The sequence below is a fragment of the Prochlorococcus marinus CUG1416 genome (genome assembly GCF_017695965.1).
Classification (GTDB): domain Bacteria; phylum Cyanobacteriota; class Cyanobacteriia; order PCC-6307; family Cyanobiaceae; genus Prochlorococcus_A.
Genome location: NZ_JAAORM010000004.1, coordinates 87,302 through 112,722 on the forward strand (window position 1 = coordinate 87,302; position 25,421 = coordinate 112,722).

The 25,421-nt window shown below is 28.9% G+C and carries 25 protein-coding genes and 1 tRNA gene; 10 read left to right on the forward strand and 16 right to left on the reverse strand.

The features are described from left to right. Positions 1 to 36 precede the first annotated feature (36 nt). The 6 genes from HA146_RS05835 to HA146_RS05860 are packed head-to-tail and all read right to left on the reverse strand — an operon-like array spanning position 37 to position 10,099. Positions 37 to 1,740 (reverse strand): ATP-dependent DNA helicase, encoded by a 1,704-nt coding sequence (locus tag HA146_RS05835; protein ID WP_209108635.1) that lies wholly within the window; start codon positions 1,738 to 1,740, stop codon positions 37 to 39. Position 1,741: 1 nt separating this feature from the next. Then, the gene (locus tag HA146_RS05840; RefSeq protein ID WP_209108636.1) at positions 1,742 to 5,368 is read right to left on the reverse strand and encodes a UvrD-helicase domain-containing protein; all 3,627 of its coding nucleotides are present in this window, start codon (positions 5,366 to 5,368) and stop codon (positions 1,742 to 1,744) included. 12 nt (positions 5,369 to 5,380) lie between these two features. Next, positions 5,381 to 5,854, reverse strand: a complete 474-nt coding sequence (locus HA146_RS05845; protein WP_209108637.1) for a methyltransferase family protein — start codon at positions 5,852 to 5,854, stop codon at positions 5,381 to 5,383. Positions 5,855 to 5,857: 3 nt separating this feature from the next. Next, positions 5,858 to 9,040 (reverse strand): exodeoxyribonuclease V subunit gamma, encoded by a 3,183-nt coding sequence (locus HA146_RS05850; protein ID WP_209108638.1) that lies wholly within the window; start codon positions 9,038 to 9,040, stop codon positions 5,858 to 5,860. Between the two features lie 20 nt (positions 9,041 to 9,060). Continuing rightward, positions 9,061 to 9,375: an MgPME-cyclase complex family protein gene (locus HA146_RS05855; RefSeq protein WP_209108639.1), complete on the reverse strand. Its 315-nt coding sequence runs from the start codon at positions 9,373 to 9,375 to the stop codon at positions 9,061 to 9,063. 7 nt (positions 9,376 to 9,382) lie between these two features. Beyond that, positions 9,383 to 10,099, reverse strand: a complete 717-nt coding sequence (locus HA146_RS05860) for a pyridoxine 5'-phosphate synthase (protein WP_209108640.1) — start codon at positions 10,097 to 10,099, stop codon at positions 9,383 to 9,385. A 159-nt stretch (positions 10,100 to 10,258) separates the two neighbouring features. Between HA146_RS05860 and HA146_RS05865 the strand changes: the two genes are divergently transcribed. Genes HA146_RS05865 through grxD form a run of 4 tightly spaced genes read left to right on the forward strand, consistent with a single transcriptional unit; the run spans position 10,259 to position 12,003 of the window. Then, positions 10,259 to 10,873: a lysophospholipid acyltransferase family protein gene (locus tag HA146_RS05865; protein ID WP_209108701.1), complete on the forward strand. Its 615-nt coding sequence runs from the start codon at positions 10,259 to 10,261 to the stop codon at positions 10,871 to 10,873. A 44-nt stretch (positions 10,874 to 10,917) separates the two neighbouring features. After that, positions 10,918 to 11,436 (forward strand): hypothetical protein, encoded by a 519-nt coding sequence (locus HA146_RS05870; RefSeq protein ID WP_209108641.1) that lies wholly within the window; start codon positions 10,918 to 10,920, stop codon positions 11,434 to 11,436. A 9-nt stretch (positions 11,437 to 11,445) separates the two neighbouring features. Beyond that, a complete protein-coding gene (locus HA146_RS05875; protein WP_209108642.1) occupies positions 11,446 to 11,676 on the forward strand; it encodes a BolA family protein in 231 nt (76 codons plus the stop codon). A 3-nt stretch (positions 11,677 to 11,679) separates the two neighbouring features. Further along, complete coding sequence (grxD, locus tag HA146_RS05880; protein WP_209108643.1) at positions 11,680 to 12,003, forward strand: Grx4 family monothiol glutaredoxin; 324 nt, start codon at positions 11,680 to 11,682, stop codon at positions 12,001 to 12,003. Positions 12,004 to 12,052: 49 nt separating this feature from the next. Here the strand turns inward: grxD and HA146_RS05885 are convergent, their stop codons facing one another. After that, entirely contained in the window at positions 12,053 to 12,322 is a 270-nt protein-coding gene (locus HA146_RS05885) for a DUF6761 family protein (RefSeq protein WP_209108644.1), read from the reverse strand. An 86-nt stretch (positions 12,323 to 12,408) separates the two neighbouring features. Between HA146_RS05885 and HA146_RS05890 the strand changes: the two genes are divergently transcribed. Next, entirely contained in the window at positions 12,409 to 13,146 is a 738-nt protein-coding gene (locus HA146_RS05890; protein WP_209108645.1) for a response regulator transcription factor, read from the forward strand. Here HA146_RS05890 and HA146_RS05895 read toward each other — a convergent pair. The 4 genes from HA146_RS05895 to HA146_RS05910 are packed head-to-tail and all read right to left on the reverse strand — an operon-like array spanning position 13,143 to position 16,784. Then, complete coding sequence (locus tag HA146_RS05895) at positions 13,143 to 13,649, reverse strand: hypothetical protein (RefSeq protein WP_209108646.1); 507 nt, start codon at positions 13,647 to 13,649, stop codon at positions 13,143 to 13,145. The genes HA146_RS05890 and HA146_RS05895 overlap by 4 nt on opposite strands. Positions 13,650 to 13,665: 16 nt before the next feature. Next, complete coding sequence (crtH, locus tag HA146_RS05900) at positions 13,666 to 15,210, reverse strand: carotenoid isomerase (RefSeq protein ID WP_209108647.1); 1,545 nt, start codon at positions 15,208 to 15,210, stop codon at positions 13,666 to 13,668. 24 nt (positions 15,211 to 15,234) lie between these two features. Then, positions 15,235 to 16,647 (reverse strand): methylenetetrahydrofolate--tRNA-(uracil(54)-C(5))-methyltransferase (FADH(2)-oxidizing) TrmFO, encoded by a 1,413-nt coding sequence (trmFO, locus tag HA146_RS05905; protein WP_209108648.1) that lies wholly within the window; start codon positions 16,645 to 16,647, stop codon positions 15,235 to 15,237. A 23-nt stretch (positions 16,648 to 16,670) separates the two neighbouring features. Next, a complete protein-coding gene (locus tag HA146_RS05910) occupies positions 16,671 to 16,784 on the reverse strand; it encodes a photosystem II protein Y (protein WP_209108649.1) in 114 nt (37 codons plus the stop codon). Between the two features lie 177 nt (positions 16,785 to 16,961). Here HA146_RS05910 and HA146_RS05915 point away from each other — a divergent pair. The 3 genes from HA146_RS05915 to HA146_RS05925 all read left to right on the forward strand — a co-directional run bounded on the left by HA146_RS05915 (position 16,962) and on the right by HA146_RS05925 (position 18,977). Continuing rightward, a tRNA-Lys gene (locus HA146_RS05915) sits at positions 16,962 to 17,033 on the forward strand. 528 nt (positions 17,034 to 17,561) lie between these two features. Further along, positions 17,562 to 17,669, forward strand: a complete 108-nt coding sequence (locus HA146_RS05920; protein WP_011132751.1) for a high light inducible protein — start codon at positions 17,562 to 17,564, stop codon at positions 17,667 to 17,669. A 606-nt stretch (positions 17,670 to 18,275) separates the two neighbouring features. Next, the gene (locus HA146_RS05925; RefSeq protein WP_209108650.1) at positions 18,276 to 18,977 is read left to right on the forward strand and encodes a hypothetical protein; all 702 of its coding nucleotides are present in this window, start codon (positions 18,276 to 18,278) and stop codon (positions 18,975 to 18,977) included. Between the two features lie 46 nt (positions 18,978 to 19,023). On the opposite strand, the gene HA146_RS05930 is transcribed toward HA146_RS05925, so the two are convergent. Next, the gene (locus HA146_RS05930) at positions 19,024 to 19,878 is read right to left on the reverse strand and encodes a hypothetical protein (protein ID WP_209108651.1); all 855 of its coding nucleotides are present in this window, start codon (positions 19,876 to 19,878) and stop codon (positions 19,024 to 19,026) included. A gap of 154 nt (positions 19,879 to 20,032) precedes the next feature. Between HA146_RS05930 and HA146_RS05935 the strand changes: the two genes are divergently transcribed. Continuing rightward, entirely contained in the window at positions 20,033 to 20,368 is a 336-nt protein-coding gene (locus HA146_RS05935) for a glycine zipper domain-containing protein (protein ID WP_209108652.1), read from the forward strand. Between the two features lie 78 nt (positions 20,369 to 20,446). After that, entirely contained in the window at positions 20,447 to 21,193 is a 747-nt protein-coding gene (locus HA146_RS05940) for a hypothetical protein (protein WP_209108653.1), read from the forward strand. A 61-nt stretch (positions 21,194 to 21,254) separates the two neighbouring features. On the opposite strand, the gene HA146_RS05945 is transcribed toward HA146_RS05940, so the two are convergent. The 4 genes from HA146_RS05945 to HA146_RS05960 all read right to left on the reverse strand — a co-directional run bounded on the left by HA146_RS05945 (position 21,255) and on the right by HA146_RS05960 (position 25,192). Beyond that, entirely contained in the window at positions 21,255 to 22,445 is a 1,191-nt protein-coding gene (locus HA146_RS05945; RefSeq protein ID WP_209108654.1) for a porin, read from the reverse strand. A 163-nt stretch (positions 22,446 to 22,608) separates the two neighbouring features. Next, positions 22,609 to 23,769 carry a porin gene (locus HA146_RS05950; protein WP_209108655.1) on the reverse strand — a complete coding sequence of 387 codons (1,161 nt, stop codon included), beginning with the start codon at positions 23,767 to 23,769 and terminating at the stop codon, positions 22,609 to 22,611. Positions 23,770 to 23,975: 206 nt separating this feature from the next. Continuing rightward, positions 23,976 to 24,140: a hypothetical protein gene (locus HA146_RS05955; RefSeq protein ID WP_209108656.1), complete on the reverse strand. Its 165-nt coding sequence runs from the start codon at positions 24,138 to 24,140 to the stop codon at positions 23,976 to 23,978. Positions 24,141 to 24,520: 380 nt separating this feature from the next. Then, positions 24,521 to 25,192, reverse strand: a complete 672-nt coding sequence (locus HA146_RS05960) for a pectate lyase (protein WP_209108657.1) — start codon at positions 25,190 to 25,192, stop codon at positions 24,521 to 24,523. Positions 25,193 to 25,421 lie beyond the last annotated feature (229 nt).

Genomic DNA, 25,421 nt, shown 5'->3' on the forward strand with positions numbered 1-25,421 from the left:
GGGGTTAAAATCTTACTAATTTCTCGAAAATAAGATTTAATTTAAATAATATATATCTAGTAATTTTTTCGCTCTTGTAACAGCAGTATAAAATAACCTTCTTTCAAAATTATCTTTGCAAAAGATATTTTCATCTTCATTTTTCAGTTCCATTTTATATTGTTTTCTTCTATATTTCTGTGACCACAAAATGCTTACTTTCTCAGATTCACTTCCTTGAGATTTATGAATAGTAATGGCTATTGCTGGCACAACATTTTCTAAATTAGATGGATCAATTAATGCGACAATTTCTTCGTTATTATCATTAAATTTTCTAAAAAGATATTTTCTTTCGTTTTTTAAACCTATAAGTACACCAATATCACCATTTGACAATCCAAGTTCATTATTATTTTTTGTACACATTATTGGAACACCCTCATTAAGAGTTTTAAGGTCATAAGGTTTTTTTTGACCAAAAACTATTTCATTCAAATATTCAACACTCCATATTCCAGAATTTTTTTCACATAAAATCAAGTGACTTTGTAAATCCAGAAATATCTTATCTAATAAATCTTTTTCATTAAGCAATAAATTATCAATATCATCATCAAATATGTACTTTTTTTTACTTAAATTTGAAGTTAAAAGATTTAAATTATTTAGATGAATTTTAATTGAATTCAATAGTTTTTTTGGAATATCTTTTTCTCTACTTTTTGAAATAGTAACTTCTTTTGATTTATTATCTTTTTCTAATTCTTTTATCTTTTGATTAAATAAAGAATAATCATTATTAAATAATAAACTACTAATTAATGCTATATCTCCAATATTTCTATAAGTTTTTTCTAAATTTACTACACAAGATTTAATTGAACTATTTTCACAATATTCAAACAAATAATTCCAGATAGAACAGTTATTTACTGGGGACAACTGATTTTTATCTCCAACTAAAATAATCTTACAGTCCTTTGCTAGTAAACTTAAAACTGATTCAATCAAATCGATATTAACCATTGACATTTCATCAATTATGAAAATGTCAAGTTCTCTTAGTTTAAATTTCAAATTAAGAGATTTATTTTGAGAATTCAAAATCCATCTATGTAAAGTTTGAAATTCTATTTGGTCTAGGAATTTACGAAAAGAAATATTTTTTTTATCATTAAGAGCTTCTTTTAAACGAGCTGTAGCTTTACCCGTTGGAGCTGACAAACCAATATTTAAAAAGTTATCAATTCTAAGGATTTCTAGTATTAAGTTTATTATTAAGGTTGTTTTACCTGTGCCTGGTCCTCCTTGAAGGAAAACTAAGTTTGAATATTTAAATATTTTTTTTATTTGATCAATTTTATTATCATCTTCATAAATTATCGAATTAATTAAATTATCCTTATCAATTTTTTCTAAAAATAAATTAATAACTCTTTCTATCTTTCTTGACCATTTTGCAAGGGATAATTTTCTATCAACTAATACGAATGGAGAATTAAGGGAGCCTATCAAATCAATATTTTTTAGAATATCTATATGTTTATTGGGCCAGCCATCTTCTAATATTTCAAAGATTATTAAACTATTATCAACATCAATAATAGTTTCACCGTTTTTTTCAAACTCTAATAAAATCCTTATTGTATCTTTTACGAAATTTCCATATTTTTTTTCATTAAATTTAAAAATAACTAAAATTAAATTAAATATGTGATTATATTGGAACTTTTCAATATCCGTATTTTTTTTAATCATTCTAAAAAAGGTTATCTAAATAATTAATTCTCATTAAAGGTGCATTGCTAATAAAAACACCTGGAGATATATCTTTCCAATTCGATTTTTCAAATAATTCAAGATCTGGCAATCCCTTTAAAAACAAATAAATATATCCTCCTAGATGTTTATGTGGTTGATAATTTTTAAGTCGCCACTTTAATAATCTATGTAATGCTAATAAATAAAGATGAGATTGCAAGGGATAATGATGTTTAATCATTTCATCTCTCATATTTTCATAGTTATAGTTTCTTGGTAAACAATCACTATTATCACTTCCAGAAATCAAATTACTTTTCCAATCAATTACCCACCATTTACTATCTTCTAGTGTATTACCTACAGGAAAAATACAATCAATACATCCTGAATGAAAGCCTTTATTCATAAATTGAAGATCATTTATTTTATCGGCATATTCTTCACCAAATTCATATTCCTGATCTAAAAGAAAGCATTTTGATATGTCATGAGAATTTATATTTCTACCTTCATAAGATAGTGTTAAATCATATTTAACTTCCTTAATTAAGTATTCATTAGGTATATCAACTAGTTTCTTGTTTTGTAATTTACTGCCTAAAGATATATTTATAATTCTTAAAATTGCATCTTTTACTTTAAAAGCCAAAGAAGTATCGATTTGATGTAAGTTCAATTCCTCAATAATTAAATCAATTAATTCTTGATTATTATCATTTCTAAATTCAAATCTTTCTATTATTTTATGTAAGCAAGTCCCAGCAATATTTCCTTTTGGAAATTCACTTAAGGGATTTGGATAAGAAAAATAATTAGGATAATTCTTTGAGTTCTTAAAATTAGATTCTTTGATAATTGATATATTATCTTCATAATCCTTATATTGATTAATGACTGCTTCAATATTTTTATCTTTACGTATCCAAGATGAATAACTAGAATAAGAAATTAATTGATCAGAATTAAATTCCTTAGATATTTTTTTATTAACGTTATCAGTTTTCCAAATATTATTATTAAAGCGGGTATTTTGGAACTTAGCAAAAATTTCTTTAATTTTCTCTTTTTCTATCCTATCTTCAAAATTAGACTTATAAATATTAATGTTTTCCAAATTATTAAGTAAATCATTATTTAAAATATTATTTGTATCTTCTAAATCATTAAAAACTATAAGTTTATATTTGCTCCTTGTAAGTGCTACATAAATTAACCTCTCACTCTCTTTAAATAAATCTTCTTCTTCTATTAATTTAAATTTTTTAACCTTCGCGTAATTATTAGAAATATTAATATATATGTTTCTATCAATATTTGATTTCCAAATAGGTCCTTTGATTTTATTTGATTTATTAGAAATAATTGAGAGATATGGACATAAGACCATGTCAAATTCTAGGCCCTTACTACTATGTATGGTATAAAGATTTATTCCATTTTGAAGATTATAATCTTTCGTCAAAAAATCTTCTCCAGTACATATTCTTAAAGAAAGATCTAACTGATTCTTATACCATTTAAAAACTTTATTGAGATTAAAATCATTATTGATTAATTCTATTTCAACAATTTCTGAAAGTTGAAATAAATTTGAATTTAAATCTGAATCTTGAATAATTGAGGATGACTTATAATTTATAAGAAGTTCATTAACAATATTTAGAAATCCTTTTTCTTTTAGTTCCTGAGACCAATTAATACATTTATTAATCAAAGTTTCTAAATTATTACTTATCCCATCATCAAGTAGTTCTTCTAATTTAATTTCTATAAACTTTGAAGCAGCAAGCAAGGTTATATTTTTAAAAAACCTCGGATTTAATAAACATTCCATGAATAAAAATAATAGAGAACTTGCTTCTGTATCAAAAATATTTTGTTTATTTTGAATTTTGCATGGGAGGTTAAACTGATTTAATTTGTTTTTCAAATCTAAACATTGCGAATTGTTTAATGTAAGAATCGCAATTTTGTCAATATCAATTTCTTTATTATTTAAAATAAAGTTAACTATGTAATGAGTTACAAGATCCTCTATATCAGTCTTTTTTTTTGAAAATTCTACAATTTCAAATACATCCTTAAATTTAAATTCAGAATTAATGTTTTCATTAATTCGAGAGGTTAATTTCCTATATTGTAGTTTTGATTGTTTAAGTCCATTCTTATAAAGTTTATTAATAATATCCATTAACTTTTTTGAGGATCTATAGTTATCTGTAAGACTAAAAACTTCAATTGCATTAGATCTTGCATCTAAGTAAGTTTCAATATCTCCACCTCTAAATTTGTAGATAGCTTGTTTTGGATCACCTACACAAAGTAAAAAATGATTTTTAGTATTAAAGAATTTTTTTAGTAAATTCCACTGAGTATTATCTGTATCTTGAAACTCATCTACTAAGACACATTTAAAACTTTTTTGAATTTTAGATAGAGTACCACTATTACTAATTTCTGAATCTAGAAATGTATTTTCCACAGTCTTTATAAGATCATTGAAGTTAAAAATAGAAAAACTTTCCTTTAATTCAATTAATTTTATATAAGCTAATTGGGTAAATATTCTTACAAATTCAGTATAGAAACCTTCTTTTATTTTATAAATTTTATCTTGTAATAAATTAAATTTAGTAAAATCTAATTTAAGATTATGTTTATTAATTTCTTTAGATATATTTTCTATATAAAAATATTTAAATAAAAGATCATCTTTAGAAATCTCATATATAAAATCAATCACATTTTTCGAATTAAGATTTTTGTTAATCTCTTCAATCCAACAAATTATTTGATTAAACTTATCATTTCTGGGTTTTGCTGCATATATTTGACTTTTACCACCAGAGTCCTTAATTAATTTCCCCAACTCTATAAGTTGTAAAAATAATTCCTTACCTTTCTTATTCCATTCAAAACAAAACTCATTCCAATTTAAATAAAAATATTCATTAAAATAACTATTTAGATCAATAATCTTATATTTATTATTTATTTGAAAGTTACAAATATTTTCTTGATCTATGTTTTTTAAAATTTCAACAAAAAATGACTTGTTGATTCTACTTCCAAATCTAGAACTTATTTTTTTTTTGTTGACTGCTGAAATAAGCTCAGGATTAAGATTTAGAAAATCATCAATCCACAAATTATCTATCACATCTTTATAAAAATTATCTATATTATTCTCAATGTATGGATCTTGAGTTACTCCTATTTCAATACTATATTCATCAATAATATTATTGCAAAAAGAATGAAATGTAGTTACTTGTAACTTATAAATTTCATTAACAAAATTATCAATTTCAGATATAATCTTTTCCTTAGATTTTTCCTTTTCCTTAAAATTTAGATACCAATCCTTAAGAGTATTATCTATCTCAATTTCATTATGATTTTGCAAATATAATTTTAAATCCTGAAATCTAAAAAGTATTTTTTCTCTTAGTTCAGAACACGTATTTTTTGTAAAACTTAATAAGAGTATCTCATCTGGTTTAATTTTTTTCTCCAAAACATTTCTTAAAACTAGGTGAGCCAAAGAGAAACTTTTGCCAGTGCCTGCACTTGCTTCTAGTAATTTAAATTTATTATCTAATTTAATTTTATTAATATCCATATCTTTATTTAATTAATATTTGACCTCATTTTTATAAAGTAGGTAATTCTTAAATTTTTTGTTTAAATATTGTTCTTCTAAAGCAATCTTAAATTTAATTATTAAACCCAGACTTATTGATAAAATTAAATAATAAAAAGATAGCTTTGTTATAAAAAAGCCAAAGGAAATTAATATCAAAGAATAGTACATAGGATGACGCATAAATCGATAAATACCTGTATTAACAAGATTGCTATTGTTTACAGGTCTTGGGAAAGGGGATAAATTTCTACCTAAGTCTTTAATTGCAACTATCAACATTATGAAAGCGATTATGATAGTTAAAAACCCCACTAAATAAGAAAAAGGAGTGACTTGAATTATTTGTTTTTGTGGAATAAATTCCCATTGAAAAAAATGGAGACTAATAAGAAAGAACTGTAAAAAAACAAGAATTAGTTCATAAGCACATTTTAAAAAAATTTTTAACCGAAATTTAGTCATTATTTATTTCTTTAATGCTTCAATAAGAGGACCATATAATCTGAATGATAATTTATCAAAATTATTATTTCCAAAAAAGAAATATGGTTCTTTTTCATTTCCAAAACACAATTTCATTTCGATAGTATCTCTTTCTCCTTTAGAAAAATTTTTATTACCAATCCATCTATCGGAAAAAGCTTTTTTCTCATTTTTTGATTTTATTTTTGCTTCTACGTATTTATAAGTACTTTCTGGAGGAAGAGGTAAACATTTTTCAGAAAAATTTTTAAAAATATTTATGTATTCCTCCAAAATTAAATTTGATTCAATTGCTCCGGGTAATTGAATAATTTGTGATTTATAATGATTTTCTGTTCTAAAAATTACTTTAGTCTTTTGTATATTCTTCTTTAAAGAAGAAATAAAGAGTGATTTTATCCAAGCTTCTGTCAAACGACTTAAACTTAGTTTTGTATGAATTAATTCAATTACGGTGTCATCGGCGATGAAATATTCTTCTTTATTTGCATTTGATTTAACATAAATTCTATTAATCTTATTATCTTGACTCAAAAGGGCAGATAGACTACCTAATAAATCTTTGATTTCTTTTTCTTTTATAAAAATACTATTTTTGGAAATAATAATACCATTTTCAACCAATTGATCTTTAATATTCAAATTTTTTAAATCATCAATAAAATTATGGTTATCAATCTCTAATTCCTTGATTATTTTGTTAATTAGTTGAGATTTCTGAAGATTACTTACATACTCCTCATCTGGATGATGAATAAATATTTCCTTAGGAGAAATATTTTTTTTATTTAGCCAATATTTTTGTGGATTCTTGAACCAATAAATCAGTTCTGATAATTTGTAATTTTTAATATCAGATTTTATTTCATTCCAATCTATATCTTTTACTAGGGAATAATTACTTTTAATTATCTTAGAACTATCAATATTAATTATTTCTTTTTTAATTAAATCAGAATCTTTAATTATTAGTTCTCTTTGGCCTTGGTTTAAGAAACTATCAAAAAAAGAAATTAACTCTTTTATAGGAAAAGAAACATCTAATTTTTTATTGTTTTTGTCATTCTTTACCCAAGTAACTATAAATTTATCTCTACAGGCAATTAACAACTCTAGAAATGAATATTTCTCTCTTTCAAAAACTGATGGATCGCCCAGGTGATATTTATTATTTAATAAATTAATATTTTCATTCTTTGGTGATTTTGGATAATAAACGCTATTCATATCTATTAGGAAGATAACCTTATTTGGAATATGCCTTGCATTCTCAATATCACTTACTAGGATCTTGTTTATACGTGATTTACTTTGATATTTAGCTTTATTTATGCAAGAAATTAATATCTCTCTAAAAACATTTAACAAAATAAGATCCTCAGGAATTAAAGGTATTGCGTAATTATCAAGAATTCTATTTATTTCACTTATTTCTAAATTAAAATTTGCATTATAATCAGCGATACTTTTTAATATAAACTTTATCTTTTCAACCCAAATTGAGTAAGAAAAAGATCCCCTTAGTAAATTAATATATTTTTTTAAATGTAGTAATATTTTAACCCATTTATTCAAATCCAAACTTATATTTTTTGGGCTAAATGGTTTTAAATTAAAAGTACTTAAATTGACTTCTTTGTCATAAATCAAGCCTAAAATAATTCTATTTATAGACCACTCTAGTGTATTTTTTTCTTCCCCTAATCTTTCATTGGCATCTAATCCCCAATGAAAACCAACTTTATTAAGTAAAAAAATAATTTCTTCCTTCTCATTAATATGAAAATCAAAAATGTTCTGAGTTACTTTTTTAGAAAGAATATAATCTATTTTTTCAAGTGTAATTTTCTCATTTGCTATTTCAGTGATGTCAATTAAAAATTTATATATGTCTGGAGAATCATGATTATCTTCATCAATAAAAAAATAAGGTATCTTCTCACCATTAATTAATTCATTATTAAAGACATACCTTAGATAAGGTTTAATTAGATTAGTTTGTGGAGATAAAATAGCAATATCACTATATTTAATATTCTCGCAAGAATTTATTATTTCTATAATTTTGTTTCTTAAATATTCTAATTGACTATTCTGATTAGAATGCTCACAAAGTAATATCGAATCATCACTTTTATTTACTATAAAATCATTTCTATTATTATCAATTAGTCTTTTTTGTATTTGATTAAGAAGAGGAATATCTTTCTTCTTATTAAAATTATTTGTTGGATCAATGTATATTAGATTATTTTTTAAATTTATACCTTCCTTATAAATATTTTCCTCAATTAATTTCTGAAAGTTTGCTCCAAATTTACCAAATATTTTCTCTATATTTTTATTATTTAAATTCAATTTACTTTCATAATTATCAAATTCCAACTCACCTTCAAGACAATTTATTCTTTTCCATAAATCATTTCCTGCAGATATTAAATATAAATTTACCTTAGTAAACTTAGAAAGTTCTGAATAAAAATTAATATATAGTTTTGATAAATTATTATCTGAAATAATATAAATTTGATTTGGGACTTTAATTTGAAAGTTTTTCATTTTACTTAAATTCTTAATTACTTCAATCATGTATAAACATGAAGGTTTTTCAGATATCTTTTTCTCTAATAATTTATATAAAATAGGTTGCCAAAATTGATCTGAATTTAAATTCTTAAATAGATTAAGTGAATTAATTTCATATCTATTCCAGTCAGCAATCATTTCTGGTCTAAAAATTAGATAATCAATAAAATTATTCGTGATCTTTTTTGTCAGATTATATAGGTCTCCATCAATTGTCTTTTTATTATCCAAATATTTATTAATCCAATTTCTAAGTGGAAATGATTCTTTAAAGCTATTTAATTCTTCTAAAGAATCAACAATTCCCCATTTAATTGATTCAAAATTCCATAACCCCATATCAATGTCAGGAAAAAAATTTGTCAATAATGATTCGGTGTAACTTGATATTGTCTTTAATTCATAAAGAGCACTTATTTTATTTTTTATAGTTATTTGTTCACTTAACCACTTACCCAAAACATAATTAGGAACAGCTATTTCTAATTTCTCAGTTATAAAAGGAGGAGATATTTTTAATTCTTCTGCTAGCAGATCACTAATTACTTCAATTTTGTTTGACTTATAAAGATTGAGCAATTTATTAATTCTTTGTATTACTAAACTTTAAATGGATCAGTTATTTCTGCATTAGGACATTCGAATTCCCCCACGGCAACGAACTCTAAACGAAGCTTTAAGAAAGTTATAAATTTTTTATCGGTAGATAAAACAGCTGCTGGGGGGGAGGGGATCTTTGCTGTTAGATTCTTAAATTGAGAAGTTTGTAAAAAGGATGGATTTTTTAAAAGCCAAAAATCTATTTCTTTATTGTTTTCTTTATAATTCCTCTCCCTCTCTTTCAAAATCTCTTCAATTGGTTCTTCAACTGTTAAAAATTTTTGACTTGCCGCGACGAAAAAATATTTTGTCATTTGAAATTTAATTTGAGTTAATAAGTGACTTCATTTCACGAACAGACTTTTCTAATCCTACCGCTAAAGCCCTTGCAACAATACTATGACCTATGTTTAACTCGTTAATATTGTTAATTGATGCAATTTTTTTTACATTATTGTAATTTAGTCCATGACCAGCATTAACAACTAATCCTAGGTCATTTGCTTCTTGTGTAGACTCAACAATCCTTTGAAGCTCTTTATGTTGATTATAACCGGTTAGTTCAGCATATTTACCAGTATGTAATTCTATAAAATTAAACCCTATTTCTTTTGAATAATTGATCTGCTCACAAATAGGATCAATAAAAGCACTTACTTCAATATTGGAATCATTTAAATTTTCAACAAAATTCTTAAGGTATTTCATATTCCCTTTTACATCCAATCCCCCTTCAGTGGTAACTTCCTCTCTTTTCTCTGGTACTAGTGTTACATAATCTGGAAGAAGCTTTTTGGCAATTTCTAACATTTCTTCTGTAGCAGCCATTTCTAAATTAAGTTTTGTTTTGATAGTTTCTTTCAAAAGAAATACATCTCTATCTTGTATGTGTCTTCTATCCTCTCTTAAATGAACGGTAATTGAATCTGCTCCACCTAATTCAGCTAAAAAAGCAAATTGTACAGGGTCGGGCTCTATAGTTTTCCTGGCCTGTCTAACATTAGCGATATGGTCAATGTTTACTCCTAAAGTGGTCATAATTTCAAAATCTTAGTTTCTAGACAATCTAGTAACCGCCCAATAATAGCTAATAAAAAATTACAAACCTATAAATTATTAATATATAGTTAATTGAACTTGAAGAAAAAATCTATTGATACTCATTATGGTATTAATCCTGTTTTAGGTTTTTTAGCGATGTTTGTTACCCAGGACATTGTAATAAAGGTTTTTTTTAGTGAAATAACAATAATAAATAAAAGTTTTTCAATACCAAAAAATTCTTCAATTATTTTGGCCCCAACCCATAGATCAAGATGGGATGGTTTGATTCTTACTAAGGCAATAGGTAGGAGGGTAACCAGTAATGATTGTAGATTTATGGTTACAAATTCTGAAATGAAAGGAATCCAAGGTTGGTTTTTAAAAAGACTCGGTTGTTTTTCAATTGATCAATTATCTCCTTCTCTATCAGTATTAAGATATGCTGTAAATCTAATAGTAAAAAAGAATCAACTCGTAGTTTTCCCTGAGGGCAAAATTAATAAATATGGCAAAAAATTAACTCTCAAAGAGGGTTTGTATAGATTAGCTCTGATGGCAGCAAAAAAAACAAACTCAATTTTTATAATTCCAATAGGGATTGCTTATAGCCAGGTATCTCCAAAAATCAGAGGAACAGCTTCCTTATACATTGGAGATCCTATGTTAGTAAATAAAAATTCCAATTTATCAATTAATGAATTTAATGAAATTTTGAATAAAAGAATGCACAACGCAGAAAAAATTGCTTTAAAAAATGTAGGTCGATAAATCCATTATCAGTTAATATTAAATTTAATAATTTATAAGAGAATATGAAATTCTTAAGAATGATCCCAATAATTTTTATGTTTATAGGGATACCATCGTATATGAACCTATCTTATGCAGAAAGTAAGAACCCAAATGAATATAAGGTTCTTTCAAGTACAAACAAAAAGCTATCAATCTCTGATGTCCAAGATTACTTAAACAATGGCGACAAACTTGTAAAAGATGGTGATTTTGAAAAAGCAAAGCAAACTTATGATAAAGCAAGGAATTTAGCAAGACAACTTGCTGGATTCTATAGAGATCTCAATGGATCATTCAAAGGTTTAGACGCAAGAATTCCTCTTGAATTGGATAAAAAAGGGAGAAAATCTATAAAAATATGGGCACAATCAAATGCCAGATTGGCTTCTCTCTACAAAAGGAAAAAACAACCTGAGGTAGCTGTACCTTTACTTGTTGAAATAATTAGATTAATGACTCCAAATAGTACTGAAGGTAAAGAAGCATATCAGAATTTATTACAACTTGGTTTCGTTGAAACAACTTATAAAGGTTTCTAAATAATTATCATGATTACTAAATCAAAAGTTATAGGCTTAATTACAAAAAAATTACCGGATTCTGAAGTAAAAGTTGAAAATCTTAAGGGAAATGATCATTTACAAGTTACGGTAATCTCATCAATGTTCAATGGATTATCATTAGTTAAACAACATCAACTAGTCTATTCTGCCCTTAAAGAAGAATTAGCTTCAGAGGCTATCCATGCACTAGCCCTAAAAACAGAAACCCCAAGTTAAATTATGGAAAATCTTACTAAAGATAAAATTCAAAACCTAATAGAATCAAATCCAGTTATGGTTTTCATGAAAGGTACTAAATTAATGCCTCAATGCGGATTCTCCAACAACGTCGTTCAAATTCTCAACTCTCTAGGTGTTGAATTTAGCACTTTTGATGTTCTTAGTGATTTTGATGTAAGAGAAGGTATTAAAGAATATTCAGATTGGCCTACTATCCCTCAAGTTTATTTAAAAGGTGAATTTCTAGGAGGATCAGACATTCTTATTGAAATGTACAACGCTGGGACCTTAAAAGAAAAGATTGAAATCGAATTAGCATCCTAAAACAATTAATAAGTATAAATACTGATATTAGTTAATAAAAATTAATATTTTAAACTCTTTTTTTATCAAAAAAACCATTATTTACATCCCCACCTGGTTCAATAAAACTCGATGGATCTAAAATCCATCTTTCTATTAATCTTTCTAATTTCTCTTGATCTCTCTGCTCTAAACTACTGCAATTCCTTAAGGCTTGGAGATAACCATCACAATATAGCTTCAGGTCTGAAGGGGTATGAAAACGACTAACCAAGGCTTGGCAACTATCGCAAATTGATTGAAAATGACGAATTGCTTTAGGATTTTCAAATGATGTCATAATTCGATAGATTCTGATTTTTATTTAGCATTTGTTATACCTTATTAAGGATGATACAAAATTGCCTGGCCCAACAGTAATTAAGAATGCAATCAACTGAGCAAATCTTAGCTCCAACCCCTGGCAGTTCACAATTGCCTACGAGCCCTCAAACACCCTCAAGAGTTCTTGTTGTTGAACCTCACCCCACACTAAGAACTGTCCTTGTACAAAGACTTCGTCAAGATGGTCACTTAGCTGCTGCAGTTGGTTCAGCCGCAGAAGCAGTTGACCTATGTCGAGAACAATCACCTGACCTATTGGTCAGCGCAGAAATTCTTGAGCACAACACTGCAATGAGGTTAGCCCAACAGTTGGGATGCTCAGTAATCGTTTTAACTGCCAGATCAGGTGTTGAAGCACTAGTCAATTTATTAGATGAAGGAGCTGATGATGTTCTCAGAAAACCATTTGGTCTTGAAGAGTTGGCCGCTAGATGTAGAACACTTTTGAAAAGAGGAAGAATAGGACTACAAGAAAAAGTTGAAGTTGGACCTTTAGAAGTCCATCTTCTCCTAAGACAGGTAACACTTAGTGAGAAACCCGTAGAATTAAGCCCGAGGGAGTTTGCGTTACTTTGTGCTTTGCTTATGCCCCCAGGGATGGTAAGAAGTAGACAGGAGCTTTTAAGGATGGCTTGGCCTCCTTTTAGCGGAGGCCCAAGGTCGGTAGATACTCAAGTATTAACTTTAAGAAGAAAACTAGAACAGGCAGGTCTAGGAGAAGGGGGCGGTATAACAACAGTAAGACAGCAAGGATATAGATTTAGTCTTGATAATATCTAAACCAAAAATAAGATAATTTCTCCAACGATCATCAGAAATGATAACATTGTCAGTAATTTATAAGTCCATAAAGGTGAGATATAAGATATAACCTCTGTACTGATATTTGTTTTACTCTCAATTTTATCTAAAAATATACCAAAATTTTCAATACGTTGTGGTACTAGAAAAGTTCTACCTTTTGCATCAACAAAATAAAAAACTTTACTACCCTGGCTTGTTTGTAGTGGTTTTATAGACTTAATTTCTTTCCAAAGGATTTCCCAATTATTTTTGCCAAAGGCTCTAGAAATAAAACTTGTTTTATAAGAAATTTTCTGTTCACATGTTTCTACATAATCACTATTAATATTGATAATCAAAAATAGACCTAAAATGAAGAAAAATAATGAAGGTATTTTTAATTGTTCACTTGAAATAAATGGAATAGGAACTGTAAGAGCTATATATAAAGAGATTAGAGAGCTTTTTACAGCAAAAAGTATTTTATATTTTTCTTTCATAAGGTTTATGTTTTATTCAATCTGGTAACTTAAAATCATTAATTTTTAACTTTGATCCAATTTTATGTGCACATGCATAACCACTAAAAGCCACAGCATTCAAACCTTGCCCTGGGAAACATGAGTCCCCTACACAATAAAGATTTTCAATATTTGTTGTATTGAAAGGCATTGGAAGAAGTCCAAGTAATTTTTTATTGGGAATTGGCCCGTAACTACCCTCAAATCTTCCAAGAAACTTTCTATGAGTTCTAGGAGTGCCAATTTCTTTATGGTCAATATTTTGATCTAATTTTGGGATTATCTTTGAAATCTTTCCTATTAAAAAAGAATAATAATTTTCTTTTTTAGTAAGATATTCCTCTCTTGAAAGATTTTCCCATTCACTTATAGAAGAAGGGGTAAAGGCGTGAATGATGTGTTTGCCCTCAGGAGCTAAAGATGAATCTAAAATGGTGGGAATAGAAATAAAAATTACTCCTTTTTCATTTTCTAATTCTTCCCAATCCTCAACGATAATATGATGACAATTAAATTTTTTATCTATTAATTCTCCTGCTACGCCTAAGTGTATTGAAACAAAAGATGGAGAAGGCTTGTAAGTTTCAGACCACTTATATTCACTTTTTGGTACGTAATCTCTTGCAATTAACCCTTTATCATTATTTTTAAGACCAAAAGTATCCCATCTTGTGGAATTAGAAACAATTATATCTGAGTAAATTTCTTCTCCATTTGATAGTTTTACGCCTACAGCTTTTTCATTTTTTAAAAGTATTTCAGTAACATTAGCTCTATAACGTATTTTGCTACCTAATTTTTCAATCCCAGTAACTAATTTCTCTGCAATCTTACCTACTCCTCCTTTTGGATAGTTAATACCTCCAACATGTCTATCTGTAAAAACCATTCCTGCATTTATCATTGGGGTTTTAAGAGCAGGCATAACTGACCAACAAAAACATTCAATATCAATAAACTTCAATAGTTCAGTATCTTTAATATATTTTCTTGCAACATCTCCAGCATTTATTGGTAGCCATCTTGCGAGACCTAGGCAAGATAATGGCGCTTTAAAAAAGACCTTAAAAAGATAGACAGGATCCTCAATTGACAAAAGAGGCATAGAATCAAGACAGTCAAATACCTTTTTGCAGGTTCCATAAAATTTCCTTATACCTTCTTTTTCTTTTGGGAAGCGATCCGATAATTTACTAATAAATTCTTCATATTCTCTATCAACTGAAATACTCAAATTATTTGGAAGATGATACTCCAATTGAACAGGATCAGGAATTGTTTCACATTTTTCTTTTACATCTTTTAAAGCGCGAGTTAATAAATTGGTATAACCTTTCTCTCCAAATCCGAAAATCATTGAAGCTCCAACATCAAATGTATAACCTTTTCTCTTAAAAGATCCTCCACTTCCCCCTGGAATAATATATTTTTCAAGAACTAATACTTTCGAACCCTTTGCCGCTAACTGTGAAGCTGTAACCAACCCTCCTATTCCGGAACCGATAATAATTACGTCAAATTTTTCTTTATTGGCTTTCATTTTTAAATTATTCAATAATTCATTTTAATTAATTCGAACACCTAATTGATCTTTTTCGAAACATGAATCTAATATTTCTTTAAAATCTTGCAAGACTTCAAGAGACCTTTTTTGGTATGCTTTATAACGTATTTTTTTGTCCTTTATTTTATTGTTTAGTTCTGGCACTAATCCAAATGAGGGAGGAATTGGTTGGAATTTATTTTTTTTCTGATTAGACATTATTATATTTTTATTGCTAATAAAGTTCATCAGAGAGCCTATCATTGATTGCTTAGGGAAAGTAACTGGACTTTTATTCATTGCTAGTAAAGAGGCATTAATGCCAGCTAGTAAACCTCCCGCAGCAGCAGCGGCATAACCTTCAGTACCTGTTATTTGGCCAGCGGCAAGAAGTGAATCTCTTTTTAAAAATTGAAGTGTTGGCAAAAGTAGTTTAGGAGATTCTAAAAATGTATTCCTATGCATTACACCAAAACGAACAAACTCAGCTTTTTCTAAACCAGGAATCATTCTAAATATTCTTTTTTGTTCTGACCATTTGAGGTTAGTCTGGAAACCAACCATATTTAGTAATTTGCCTTCTAAATCTTCTTTTCTTAATTGAACAATTGCATGGGGTCTCTTTTTTAATCTATTTTCTCTATCGAATAAATCTCCCCATTCTGGATTCCATAAACCAATAGATTTCAAAGGTCCAAATCGCATTGTTTCAACACCTCTTCTAGCTATTTCTTCAATGGGTAAACAAGCTTCAAAGAAATTTGCAGATTCTTTTTCGAAATCTTTCAAAGAGGCCTGATTACCTTCAATTAATTCATTCCTAAAATTTATATATTCATTTTCGTTCATTGGACAATTTAAATATGCTGGATCACCTTTATCGTATCTGCTTGCCTTAAAGACTATTTTATGGTCAATAGTATCACCATAGATAATTGGGCTCGCTGCATCAAAAAAATGACAAGAATCTATACCTGTGAAATTTTTAATCTTGCTACCTAATTCATCTGATGTTAATGGCCCAGTAGCAAGTACGGTTATATTTTCTTTACCAGGTAGATCTAATTGTTCAATTTTTTTTATTTCAATTAAAGGATGACTTGATAAAACTTCTGTCAAGCATTTACTAAATTTTGATCTATCAACAGCTAAAGCACCTCCCGCAGGGACAGAGAACTTGTCTGCTGTATTTATTATCAAAGAGTTAAATGTTCTTAATTCTGCTTGCAAAAGGCCCGCGGCCCTATCGGGACTTAAGGCCCCAAAACTATTACTACAAACCAATTCACCAAAGTCTCCAGTGTGATGAGCTGGAGTTAGATGAAAAGGCCTCATTTCAATTAATTCAACGGGGATACCTGCATTAGCTATTTGCCAAGCAGCTTCACTACCAGCAAGACCAGCTCCTATTACAATTACCTTTTTATTAATCAATTAATTAAATTAATTAATTATTATTATTTATCTCCGAATTGTCTATCCCATTGTTCTCTCGCAGGTTTTTGAATATTGAAAACAACCCATGCAACTGCAGCGATTATTGGGGCAAAGACGACAATAGCTCTTAACATTTAAAAAAATTTTGTTATTTACTTAATATCTTAACTATTATCTGTAAACAAAGAGTGAATTTTTGATTTTTTATTTAATAAGTTAAGAATTGTATTTCAATTGTTCAAGTTAAAATAATAAGTTGTTTTTTTTACCTTAAAAAGGGATAATTTCATATGTACTCAATTTTACAAAATGGGTCGCTAGCTCAGCGGTAGAGCATCCGGCTTTTAACCGGCTGGTCCTGAGTTCGAATCTCAGGCGACCCACATCTTAATAATTGAGTCCTTAAATCGAATATATTTCAAGAAATAACTCCATCGATCTAATACCATTTTGGGCTTGTTCAATACTTCAGCTGTATTTTATTTTTTTATCGTTACCAAACGCTGAATATAAGTTATTAGTTCACTAATCAAGTATAAAAAATCTTCTAAAAGCAAGAATTAATAAATTCTCTAGGCCTTCGAATTTAATTTTTTTTGCCATACTTAACAAATTTGATCCAGAACAAATAATTGTTAGGATCTAGTTCAAGAAACAATTTTAAAAAATTATCAATAAATGGCCAGATAGTTATAGAAATGCACGATACAACAGGTCAAGAGTTAATTGATTAATATTCCACGGACAATTATTGAACTAAAAACCATTATTTGATACAGATTTAGAACACTATTGCCACTTTCAAAGAGGACTAAATAAAAAAACCACTATTTTCAAAAAATACAGGGGAAATACTTTACAAAGCTTCATAAATGCTGTTACAATCATTTACATAACTTTAATTTATTATTATGACTCCTGAAGCAGAACGTTTTAATGGTTGGGCAGCTATGTTAGGTTTCGTAGCAGCTGTTGGTGCTTATGTAACTACAGGTCAAATTATTCCTGGCTGGTTCTAAATCCTTCACAGTAATTACTTCTTTAATTTTTTATATATTTTTTATATGTATAAAAAATTACTAGTTAACTGCATAATGAGCAAACAGATGTTTGGCCATGATTGGTAAATTCAAAGCTGTTATAAACTACGGTCTATTTAGCTTATTTTTACTACAATTTTTTGTTTTTTATTTACAAATAACTATAAAACTCTGATTAATATCAGGGTTTTTTTTTTCTAAAGCTTGAAAATCTACATTAAAAATTCTTTAAATTAATTTTTCTATTTGATTGGTTTTCATCTATATTATCCAGACATTTTGAACATAGCAAATGCCCCTTTTTTTTCCAAAATGTTTTAGTTGATCTTTCTATATCTTTTCTGCAAATCAAACATTTAAATATTGGAGACATTAATTAGTTATGTAGTTTCAAAAAAAGATCATTCAAAATTTTTTTATTTTTAATTTTTCAAACATTTGTTCTAAAATATAAAACATAACTCACATTGAGATGATCTAAAATGCTGAGAATACTTATTCATCAAATAGATCTATTTGACACAAATGAGAATTAAAATAAAAACCTTCATATATCTTCCCTTAATTATAGCAACATATACGATAATGAATCCTGTACAAGGAGGTTATGGAGGAGAAGGGACTAAAAATAAAGCCGAGAAAATATCTAAATATAAGACACAAATATTTATTAACTATGTCAACTTAACGGTCAACTTCTTAAATGCCACTGAAGAAAAAAATGAAAGACATATGATATTGTTCACAAACTGTCAGAAGCTTCTCAATGGTAATAAAAAGACAGTGAAAGGAAAAGATAAAAAAAATCTTATGTCTTGTACAAACCTCATGAAAAAAGGCACTTACTATAAGGAGACTAATTCACCTCCTATGGATTCTCTTCAAAAATTTAAAACTACAAAAAAAGATCTCAACAACATTATTTATCCAGAAAGCAATAATTTTAAAAACAAAAATAATATTAAAACAAACGAGGATCTAGAAAATATAAGGCTAAAGGAACTTAAAGAAGAGCAGTTTAAAAGATTGCAAGAAAAACAACTGAAAAAACTTGAGGAAAAACAGCTTAAAGAAAAACTTCTTAAAGAAAAAATGCTTAAGCAGCTGAAAGAAAAGCAACTTAGAGAATTAAGAGAACTTCAAGAAAGACAGATTAGGGAACTTGATGAAAAAAAAGTCAAACAACTTGAACAAAAAATGCTACAGGAGCTTAAAGAAAGAAGAATAGAAGATTACAAAAATAGACAAAAAAGAATTAAGAAAGATTCAAATTTACTATTTAATTAAATAATTAACAATCTAGATAATTATTAAAACTATTTTTAATTCTTCCTTATTCAGAATCAACAGATTCAGATCCTGATTCAATTTCAGGTCTTGTTATTTTTACTCCTGAGAATAATAGTTTTCCATCTTCGACCCAAGTGTAATCTGGAGGATTGAAATTATCTAGACGTCCATGGAATACAAATTGATTTGTATTTCCACAATCATCTTTATAAAATGCATCGATAGCTGTTGTTTTGAAATTTTGAGCTTTTTTCTGACTAAGAGGAATCAAGAAATCTCTTAACCAAAAATCATCAGAATCTTTAAATCTTAATCTAACCTCATTATCTTTTCCAGTAACCAAACTTATAAGTTCTGATTCTCTATCTGAAGAAATGCAATTTGGTTTATTAGAATTATTAGTGATAAGAGTTGATGGTGCAGTTATTGAAAGTCTATATAACATCTTTCTCTCTCTAGTTCTCCATTTAACTCTTGAATTCACTATAAAGCCTTCAAATTCTCCATCCTTTGAAAAAATTTCACCTGATCTAACATCTAATTTACTTTTACTTACAGCAACTGGTAATAAAGGTGCTACATATTCGCCAGCAGCTTCTGCTAATTCTCTTGCTAATTTAGCTGCTTTCTTTGCTGCTTTTTCTTCGGCTTCTATTCTCTCTTTTCTTACTTTATTTTCGGAATTTTTGTCCATTTGGACAAATCTCGTTTCCCCTCCAGCGCCTTCTATATACCCATAAATTTTACCCGTGTCTTTATCTGTATAAACTTCAAATCCCTCTTGCATCCTGTCATTTTTCAAAGGTCTTAGGTTTTCAGCTACTTTAGGTCCTGAAACTACAATCGCAAGAAAAGCTACTGCAAAAGAACCGCCTATAAGGTACCACCACTTATTCATAACTAAAGAGAACCTAAAATTTCAGTAATTAAAATTATCCACTTTATTTCTAGCAATTTTATTAAAGATTACAAATCTTTAATAAATAATATAAACAAGGGTAGTTTGCTTATGAAATAGTCGAAAATTAAAAAAAATTAAAAAAATAAAAAAAATGTTTAAGAAAATCATCTCAGCTTTATCTATTTTTACTTTACTAAGTTTTGGAGGAATGAATAGTATCGAAGCAAAAGAAAAACCTGCACAATGGCTTGCTGTGACTGCAGATGGAGTACCTGGTTCTGCTCCAAGCCCAAATACCATTAAAGATACAGGAAAAGGCAAGAAAATATCGAGAAAAAAGTGTAAGAAAAATGGTCGTGCAATTGGCGCTATCGCGGGAGGACTTTTTGGTGCTTCCAGAGGTAAAAACGCTAAAAGTGCAGCAGCTGGAGCAATTGTTGGCGCAGGTGTGGGGGCCGCAGCTGGTTCAGCATTAGATGATTGTTGATAAGTTTTGAATCTACTAAATTTAAAAAATAAAAAAATTTATATTTATAAAAAATCTAAATCCAAACACAGGAGTTTGATGAAGATTTTTTTATTTTCGTTCTTTTTTTTATCTTCTCAAAGCCTACTAGCAGAATATGATTTTGATGGTATTTACCGATCTCAATTTTTATTGCCTTTCAAGGATTTCTATAGAGAAAAGTGCCCTAAAGATTTGCCAATAACAATTGAACTAGAAATTAAAAAAAATAAAATCAAAGGAGAAATTTACAATACTTCATTATGCGATGGGTATCAAGACGCTTCAATTACTGGTGAAATAGATATCTATGGAAATTTTATCAAAACAAAATTCAAGCATTCAAGTATTAATGGCAGAAGGGAAGATGCTTATAAAATCGAAGGAAATCTTTCTGGTGAGTTAATTCTTAAAAGCAAAGCTAAGTTTTTATATAGAAATCAGAAATTCTCTTTAACAAAATATAAATCCGAGAAAAATAATGAAACAACTTTATTTAAGGGAAAGGAAGATCAGAAAGATTTAGAGCTAAAAGAGTTAAAACAAAAACAGCTTAAAGATCAGAAAGATTTAGAGCTAAAAGAGTTAAAACAAAAACAGCTTAAAGATCAGAAAGATTTAGAGCTAAAAGAGTTAAAACAAAAACAGCTTAAAGATCAGAAAGATTTAGAGCTAAAAGAGTTAAAACAAAAACAGCTTAAAGATCAGAAAGATTTAGAGCTAAAAGAGTTAAAACAAAAACAGCTTAAGAATTTGAGGAATAAACAAGAAACATTGAAAAAAAGTACAAATTTAATGTTTAACTAAAAAAGACCTGACAAATTGTCAGATCTTTTTAAGAACTTAATTAATTAAGAAAGATATTAGTTTAGAAACTGAATGATGTTTTAACCATTAAACCGGTCTCATCATCAGTACCTGAAGCGAACTCTTTTGTATAAATTAATGGAGTGATAGTCATTCCATCATTTAATTCGTATGAATAGAAAGCTTCATACATTAATAATTCATCATCAAGAGTACTGTTATCAACAGTATGTTGCTTAGTTCCAACTGCAATCCCAGCAGTACCAGGTCCTATTTCATCCCACTGTAATCCAACAAACCATGCTGATGAATCAGTATCTTTAGGAGTAAGAGATGGGATTTCACTGTCAGCAGCTTCATAACCAACGCTTATAGATGGTAGACCTTCTCCAGAAGGAGTGTAGTAACCATTGAGGGCCCAAACATTAGTATCAGTTACAGCTGTATTAAATGTAGGGTTCTCTTTATAAGCATAAGTGAATGAAGCACCGTAGTTATCTGCTGAATAAGCAATTTGTCCTGCAAGAGCATCATCACCTTCTTCGGTCATGAGTCCATCTGCATTACTTCCTTCACCTGTATAGCCGAAAGCAGCAGTAAAGCCATTACCTACATCATAACTAGCACCAAATGCGGTTCCTCCTCCACCATTAAGAGCTGAATAGTTGTTACCACAATCATCTAATGTGTTAGATGGGCCTCCGTAAACACAAGCGGTATTAAAGAGTAAACTTCCGTCTGTATTATCACCAACGAAAGCTGTTGTTTTTGTTCCAATTGGGAATGTATAAGAAACCCCGTCAAGAGTTAATACATCAGTGGTATCGTTTCCATCAAATTCAACAGTACCAGCCTTAGCGGAATTACCTGCATCAATTGAAATATCTAGTGAATCTTCACCTGTAAAAGTTGTATTCAAGTCAATCTGGAAACTGTATGTACCCATAAAAGCATCATCAGTTTTTGATGTACCACCATCTACAGCGCCTAAGTACATGTCAGCACTAAATGATGCAGTTGTTGTTTCAGAGAAACCACCATCATGACTATTACTGCCAACGATACCCTCACCACCTGCAAGTAGTTGAGTTTCATTTGCATCAACTTTGTTAAAAGAATTAGCAAACTCTATGGAATCTACATCAGAGTAGTTTGAAATATCATTCAAATTTACTTCAGAAGCACTTACAGCTAATGGAGTCATAAGACCCAAAGCTGCAGGCGCTACAAGCAAACTCTTAAAAAGTTTCATAAAAATTCCTCACACAGAAATTACATATACTTAAAAATAAGTTAAAAATAAATAATTTTCAAGTTGTTGTAGACAAATAACTAGCTGTCCTTACGAAAAAAGAGACCTGCTGATGAGCAGGTCTCTTTTGTGTGTTGGAGATTTCTAGATTTAGTTGTTAAATTTAGAAGCTGAAAGATGTCTTAACCATTACGCCAGTTGCATCATCTTGACCTGATACATTGCTTTCCTTAGTGTAAACCACTGGTGTAATTGTCATACCATCATTAACTGGGTATGAGTAATAAGCTTCGTACATGTACTCTTCATCCTTACCTTCAACAGTGTTGCTGTGACCCATTGCCACACCAAGAGAACCTGGTCCAACTTCATCCCACTGTAAACCGACGAAGAAACTTGTAATTTCATCTTCAGATGTAGCATTACCGTCTTCACCGAATTCATAACCAACACTGATAGATGGTAGACCTTCTCCATCAGGAGTGTAGTAACCGTTTAAAGCAGTGAAAGTATCATCCTTAGTACCATCTTCGATGTTTGCATAAGTTACTGATAAACCGTAGTTGTCACCAGTGTAAGCACCGTTAAGAGCATACTTATCTGTTGACTCTTCAGTCATAAGACCTTTAGCTTCTTCACCTTCTGTAGCCTGATAACCAATAGCAGTAGAGAATCCGTTACCGAAATCATAACTAGCTCCTGTAGCTACACCACCAAGAGTGATTCCAGCATTTACGTTACCGCAATCATCAAGTGTGTTTGTTGGTCCACCGTATGTACATGCTGTTGTAAATAGAGCACTACCGTCTCCATTGTCAGCAACGAATACAGTTGCACCACCAACTGGGAAAGTGTAAGAAACACCATCGACAGTTAATTTATCTTCAGTAGCGTTACCATCAAATTCTGTAACAGAAGTAGTTGAAGTGGATGTGTTACCAGCATCTAAAGAGATATCAAGTGAATCTTCACCAGTAAAACTTGTGTTTAGATCAATCTGGAAACCATAAGTTGCCATGAGTGGATCGTTTGAAGCTGATGTTCCACCATCAACGGCACCTAGATAAAAGTCAGCGCTAAATGATGCTGTTGTTGTTTCAGAGAAGCTACCAGCTTCAATTTCATTCATTCTTACTTCTAATCCATCAACACGACTGTTTGTAACAGCTAGTTCTTTTGGATAGAATTCACTAATGTTCTGTACTTCTTCAGAAGAAGAGTAAGCAGAAACCTCAGCAATATTAAGCTCATTAGCTGTTGCAGACATTGGTGCTAGAAGACCTAATGTTGCAGGAGCTATAAGCAAGCTTTTGAAAAGCTTCATAAATTTCCTCACACGAAATTTAAAGGACACTTTAAGTTACTGTATTTTCCAGTACAAAATCAAGTATAAATGGCTACATTTATGGAATATTTGTGACAGTTTATCGATTGCTACATTAAAAAATAACTTCAAAAATATTAATTTTCAATTAATTAATCAACTTAATAAACGTGGCTTTTGAGTATTTTTAAAAAGTATTTTAAGTTTTAAACTTTCTTTGAAATTTTGAATGAAACCTTTTTGGTTTTGTATTTTTTCTTTTTTGTGCTTCCTACCCCATCCACGTACCATCCAGAGGCTAGTCTTGTATCAATTTCTTCATAACTTTCATTGCGATTTAATTTACTTAAAGATTTTTTTTTATAGTCCATTATTAAATCTTTCAAAAGAAAACTATATAAAAATATAGCATTAAAAAAATTATTAAACTTTAAGTTAGGTTAATATCTATTTTGCATGAAAACTGATTTTCATAATTGTCTAATTTGATTTTTTGAATTCTGTAGAAAAACGAAAAATTTCATATTTTTATCCTCAACAAAAAAATTTATTAGTTATATTTTTAAAAAATTTATTACCTGAGGAGCACAAGGTTAAATGACTCAACTCAATTTAATTGTCAATTCTCTCCCGCGAGATCTTCTAGAATTTACATTTTTTTTAGCAGTCGGATTTACAGCTGGATCTATAGGTCTAATTTAATTTTATTAAAAAATTTAAGGATAAATTTTAATACTTAAACTTTGATCTATTATTTTATACTTTTTCTGAAATTTTTTAGGCAGTGTAGAAAAATTCCAGAGGATAACAAAAATTCAAATATTTCTTGGTCATTTCTTATTTGTTCAGTTGTTGAAGCCCATGAGATATCAAAATAAAAGTAAAAAAGAGCGACAAATAAAAAATAAAGAGACATTTCTTTACTAGGTAAAGCATTAATATTTTTGAATTTTCTCCATCCAAACCAACCAAGAAAGATACAACTTATTTCAAAAACTGGGTCTAGTAAATAATTATGAAAAAAAGGCAAATTATGCAAATTGGTTTCTCCTTGAACATTCAAGTCAGATATGGTTGTAATACCAATTCCAGTTAGCCTTTCTCCCCAGCTTATTTCCTCTCCTGCGATTACTAAAGATAAAAAGGCTATCAAAAGCCAAATAAGGGAGTTAATCTCCTTCTTTTTCTTTCGCCTTAAATAAATAAAAAACGCCAGAAATGACGATAGCAAATATTCAAAAAACTGAAGCCATTCAAGAGGGCCATCCTCACTTCTAAGGAAGTCAAACCAACTTACTCCTATCAAATTTTTACCATAAGGGAAAATATAAACAAACCCATATATAAATACTAAATAATAAATGGGGAATAAACTCACATCCGGAGTTATTCTTCCGAAAGGCGTTTTGATATCTTTAGACATTAGTAAATGAGTAGGTATCGATAGTATTCATTTTTATTTTAGATTAAGCCTATTATCTCACCAAGTCTATTTTAATATTGGATTTGATTTAAATCATTATGATATGGATTATTCCACTGGAGAATAAAATTTACTTCTTAATTTAACTAATTCCAAAACAGGCAATAGTCCCGAAATTTTCTTGTTATTTATCTTAAGTAAATTTGCTACACAATCAAAGTTTCCTCAC

Bases quoted from the DNA above. Each gene is read 5' to 3' on its own strand.
- HA146_RS05835 (WP_209108635.1), bottom strand. From the start codon at position 1,740: ATGATTAAAAAAAATACGGATATTGAAAAGTTCCAATATAATCACATA.
- HA146_RS05925 (WP_209108650.1), top strand. From the start codon at position 18,276: ATGAATCCTGTACAAGGAGGTTATGGAGGAGAAGGGACTAAAAATAAA.
- HA146_RS05845 (WP_209108637.1), bottom strand. From the start codon at position 5,854: ATGACTAAATTTCGGTTAAAAATTTTTTTAAAATGTGCTTATGAACTA.
- HA146_RS05920 (WP_011132751.1), top strand. From the start codon at position 17,562: ATGACTCCTGAAGCAGAACGTTTTAATGGTTGGGCAGCTATGTTAGGT.
- HA146_RS05930 (WP_209108651.1), bottom strand. From the start codon at position 19,878: ATGAATAAGTGGTGGTACCTTATAGGCGGTTCTTTTGCAGTAGCTTTT.
- HA146_RS05865 (WP_209108701.1), top strand. From the start codon at position 10,259: ATGTTTGTTACCCAGGACATTGTAATAAAGGTTTTTTTTAGTGAAATA.
- HA146_RS05870 (WP_209108641.1), top strand. From the start codon at position 10,918: ATGAAATTCTTAAGAATGATCCCAATAATTTTTATGTTTATAGGGATA.
- HA146_RS05955 (WP_209108656.1), bottom strand. From the start codon at position 24,140: ATGGACTATAAAAAAAAATCTTTAAGTAAATTAAATCGCAATGAAAGT.
- HA146_RS05855 (WP_209108639.1), bottom strand. From the start codon at position 9,375: ATGACAAAATATTTTTTCGTCGCGGCAAGTCAAAAATTTTTAACAGTT.
- HA146_RS05910 (WP_209108649.1), bottom strand. From the start codon at position 16,784: ATGTTAAGAGCTATTGTCGTCTTTGCCCCAATAATCGCTGCAGTTGCA.
- HA146_RS05950 (WP_209108655.1), bottom strand. From the start codon at position 23,769: ATGAAGCTTTTCAAAAGCTTGCTTATAGCTCCTGCAACATTAGGTCTT.
- HA146_RS05890 (WP_209108645.1), top strand. From the start codon at position 12,409: ATGCAATCAACTGAGCAAATCTTAGCTCCAACCCCTGGCAGTTCACAA.
- HA146_RS05860 (WP_209108640.1), bottom strand. From the start codon at position 10,099: ATGACCACTTTAGGAGTAAACATTGACCATATCGCTAATGTTAGACAG.
- HA146_RS05895 (WP_209108646.1), bottom strand. From the start codon at position 13,649: ATGAAAGAAAAATATAAAATACTTTTTGCTGTAAAAAGCTCTCTAATC.
- crtH (WP_209108647.1), bottom strand. From the start codon at position 15,210: ATGAAAGCCAATAAAGAAAAATTTGACGTAATTATTATCGGTTCCGGA.
- HA146_RS05960 (WP_209108657.1), bottom strand. From the start codon at position 25,192: ATGTCTAAAGATATCAAAACGCCTTTCGGAAGAATAACTCCGGATGTG.
- HA146_RS05840 (WP_209108636.1), bottom strand. From the start codon at position 5,368: ATGGATATTAATAAAATTAAATTAGATAATAAATTTAAATTACTAGAA.
- HA146_RS05885 (WP_209108644.1), bottom strand. From the start codon at position 12,322: ATGACATCATTTGAAAATCCTAAAGCAATTCGTCATTTTCAATCAATT.
- HA146_RS05935 (WP_209108652.1), top strand. From the start codon at position 20,033: ATGTTTAAGAAAATCATCTCAGCTTTATCTATTTTTACTTTACTAAGT.
- HA146_RS05875 (WP_209108642.1), top strand. From the start codon at position 11,446: ATGATTACTAAATCAAAAGTTATAGGCTTAATTACAAAAAAATTACCG.
- grxD (WP_209108643.1), top strand. From the start codon at position 11,680: ATGGAAAATCTTACTAAAGATAAAATTCAAAACCTAATAGAATCAAAT.
- HA146_RS05940 (WP_209108653.1), top strand. From the start codon at position 20,447: ATGAAGATTTTTTTATTTTCGTTCTTTTTTTTATCTTCTCAAAGCCTA.
- HA146_RS05945 (WP_209108654.1), bottom strand. From the start codon at position 22,445: ATGAAACTTTTTAAGAGTTTGCTTGTAGCGCCTGCAGCTTTGGGTCTT.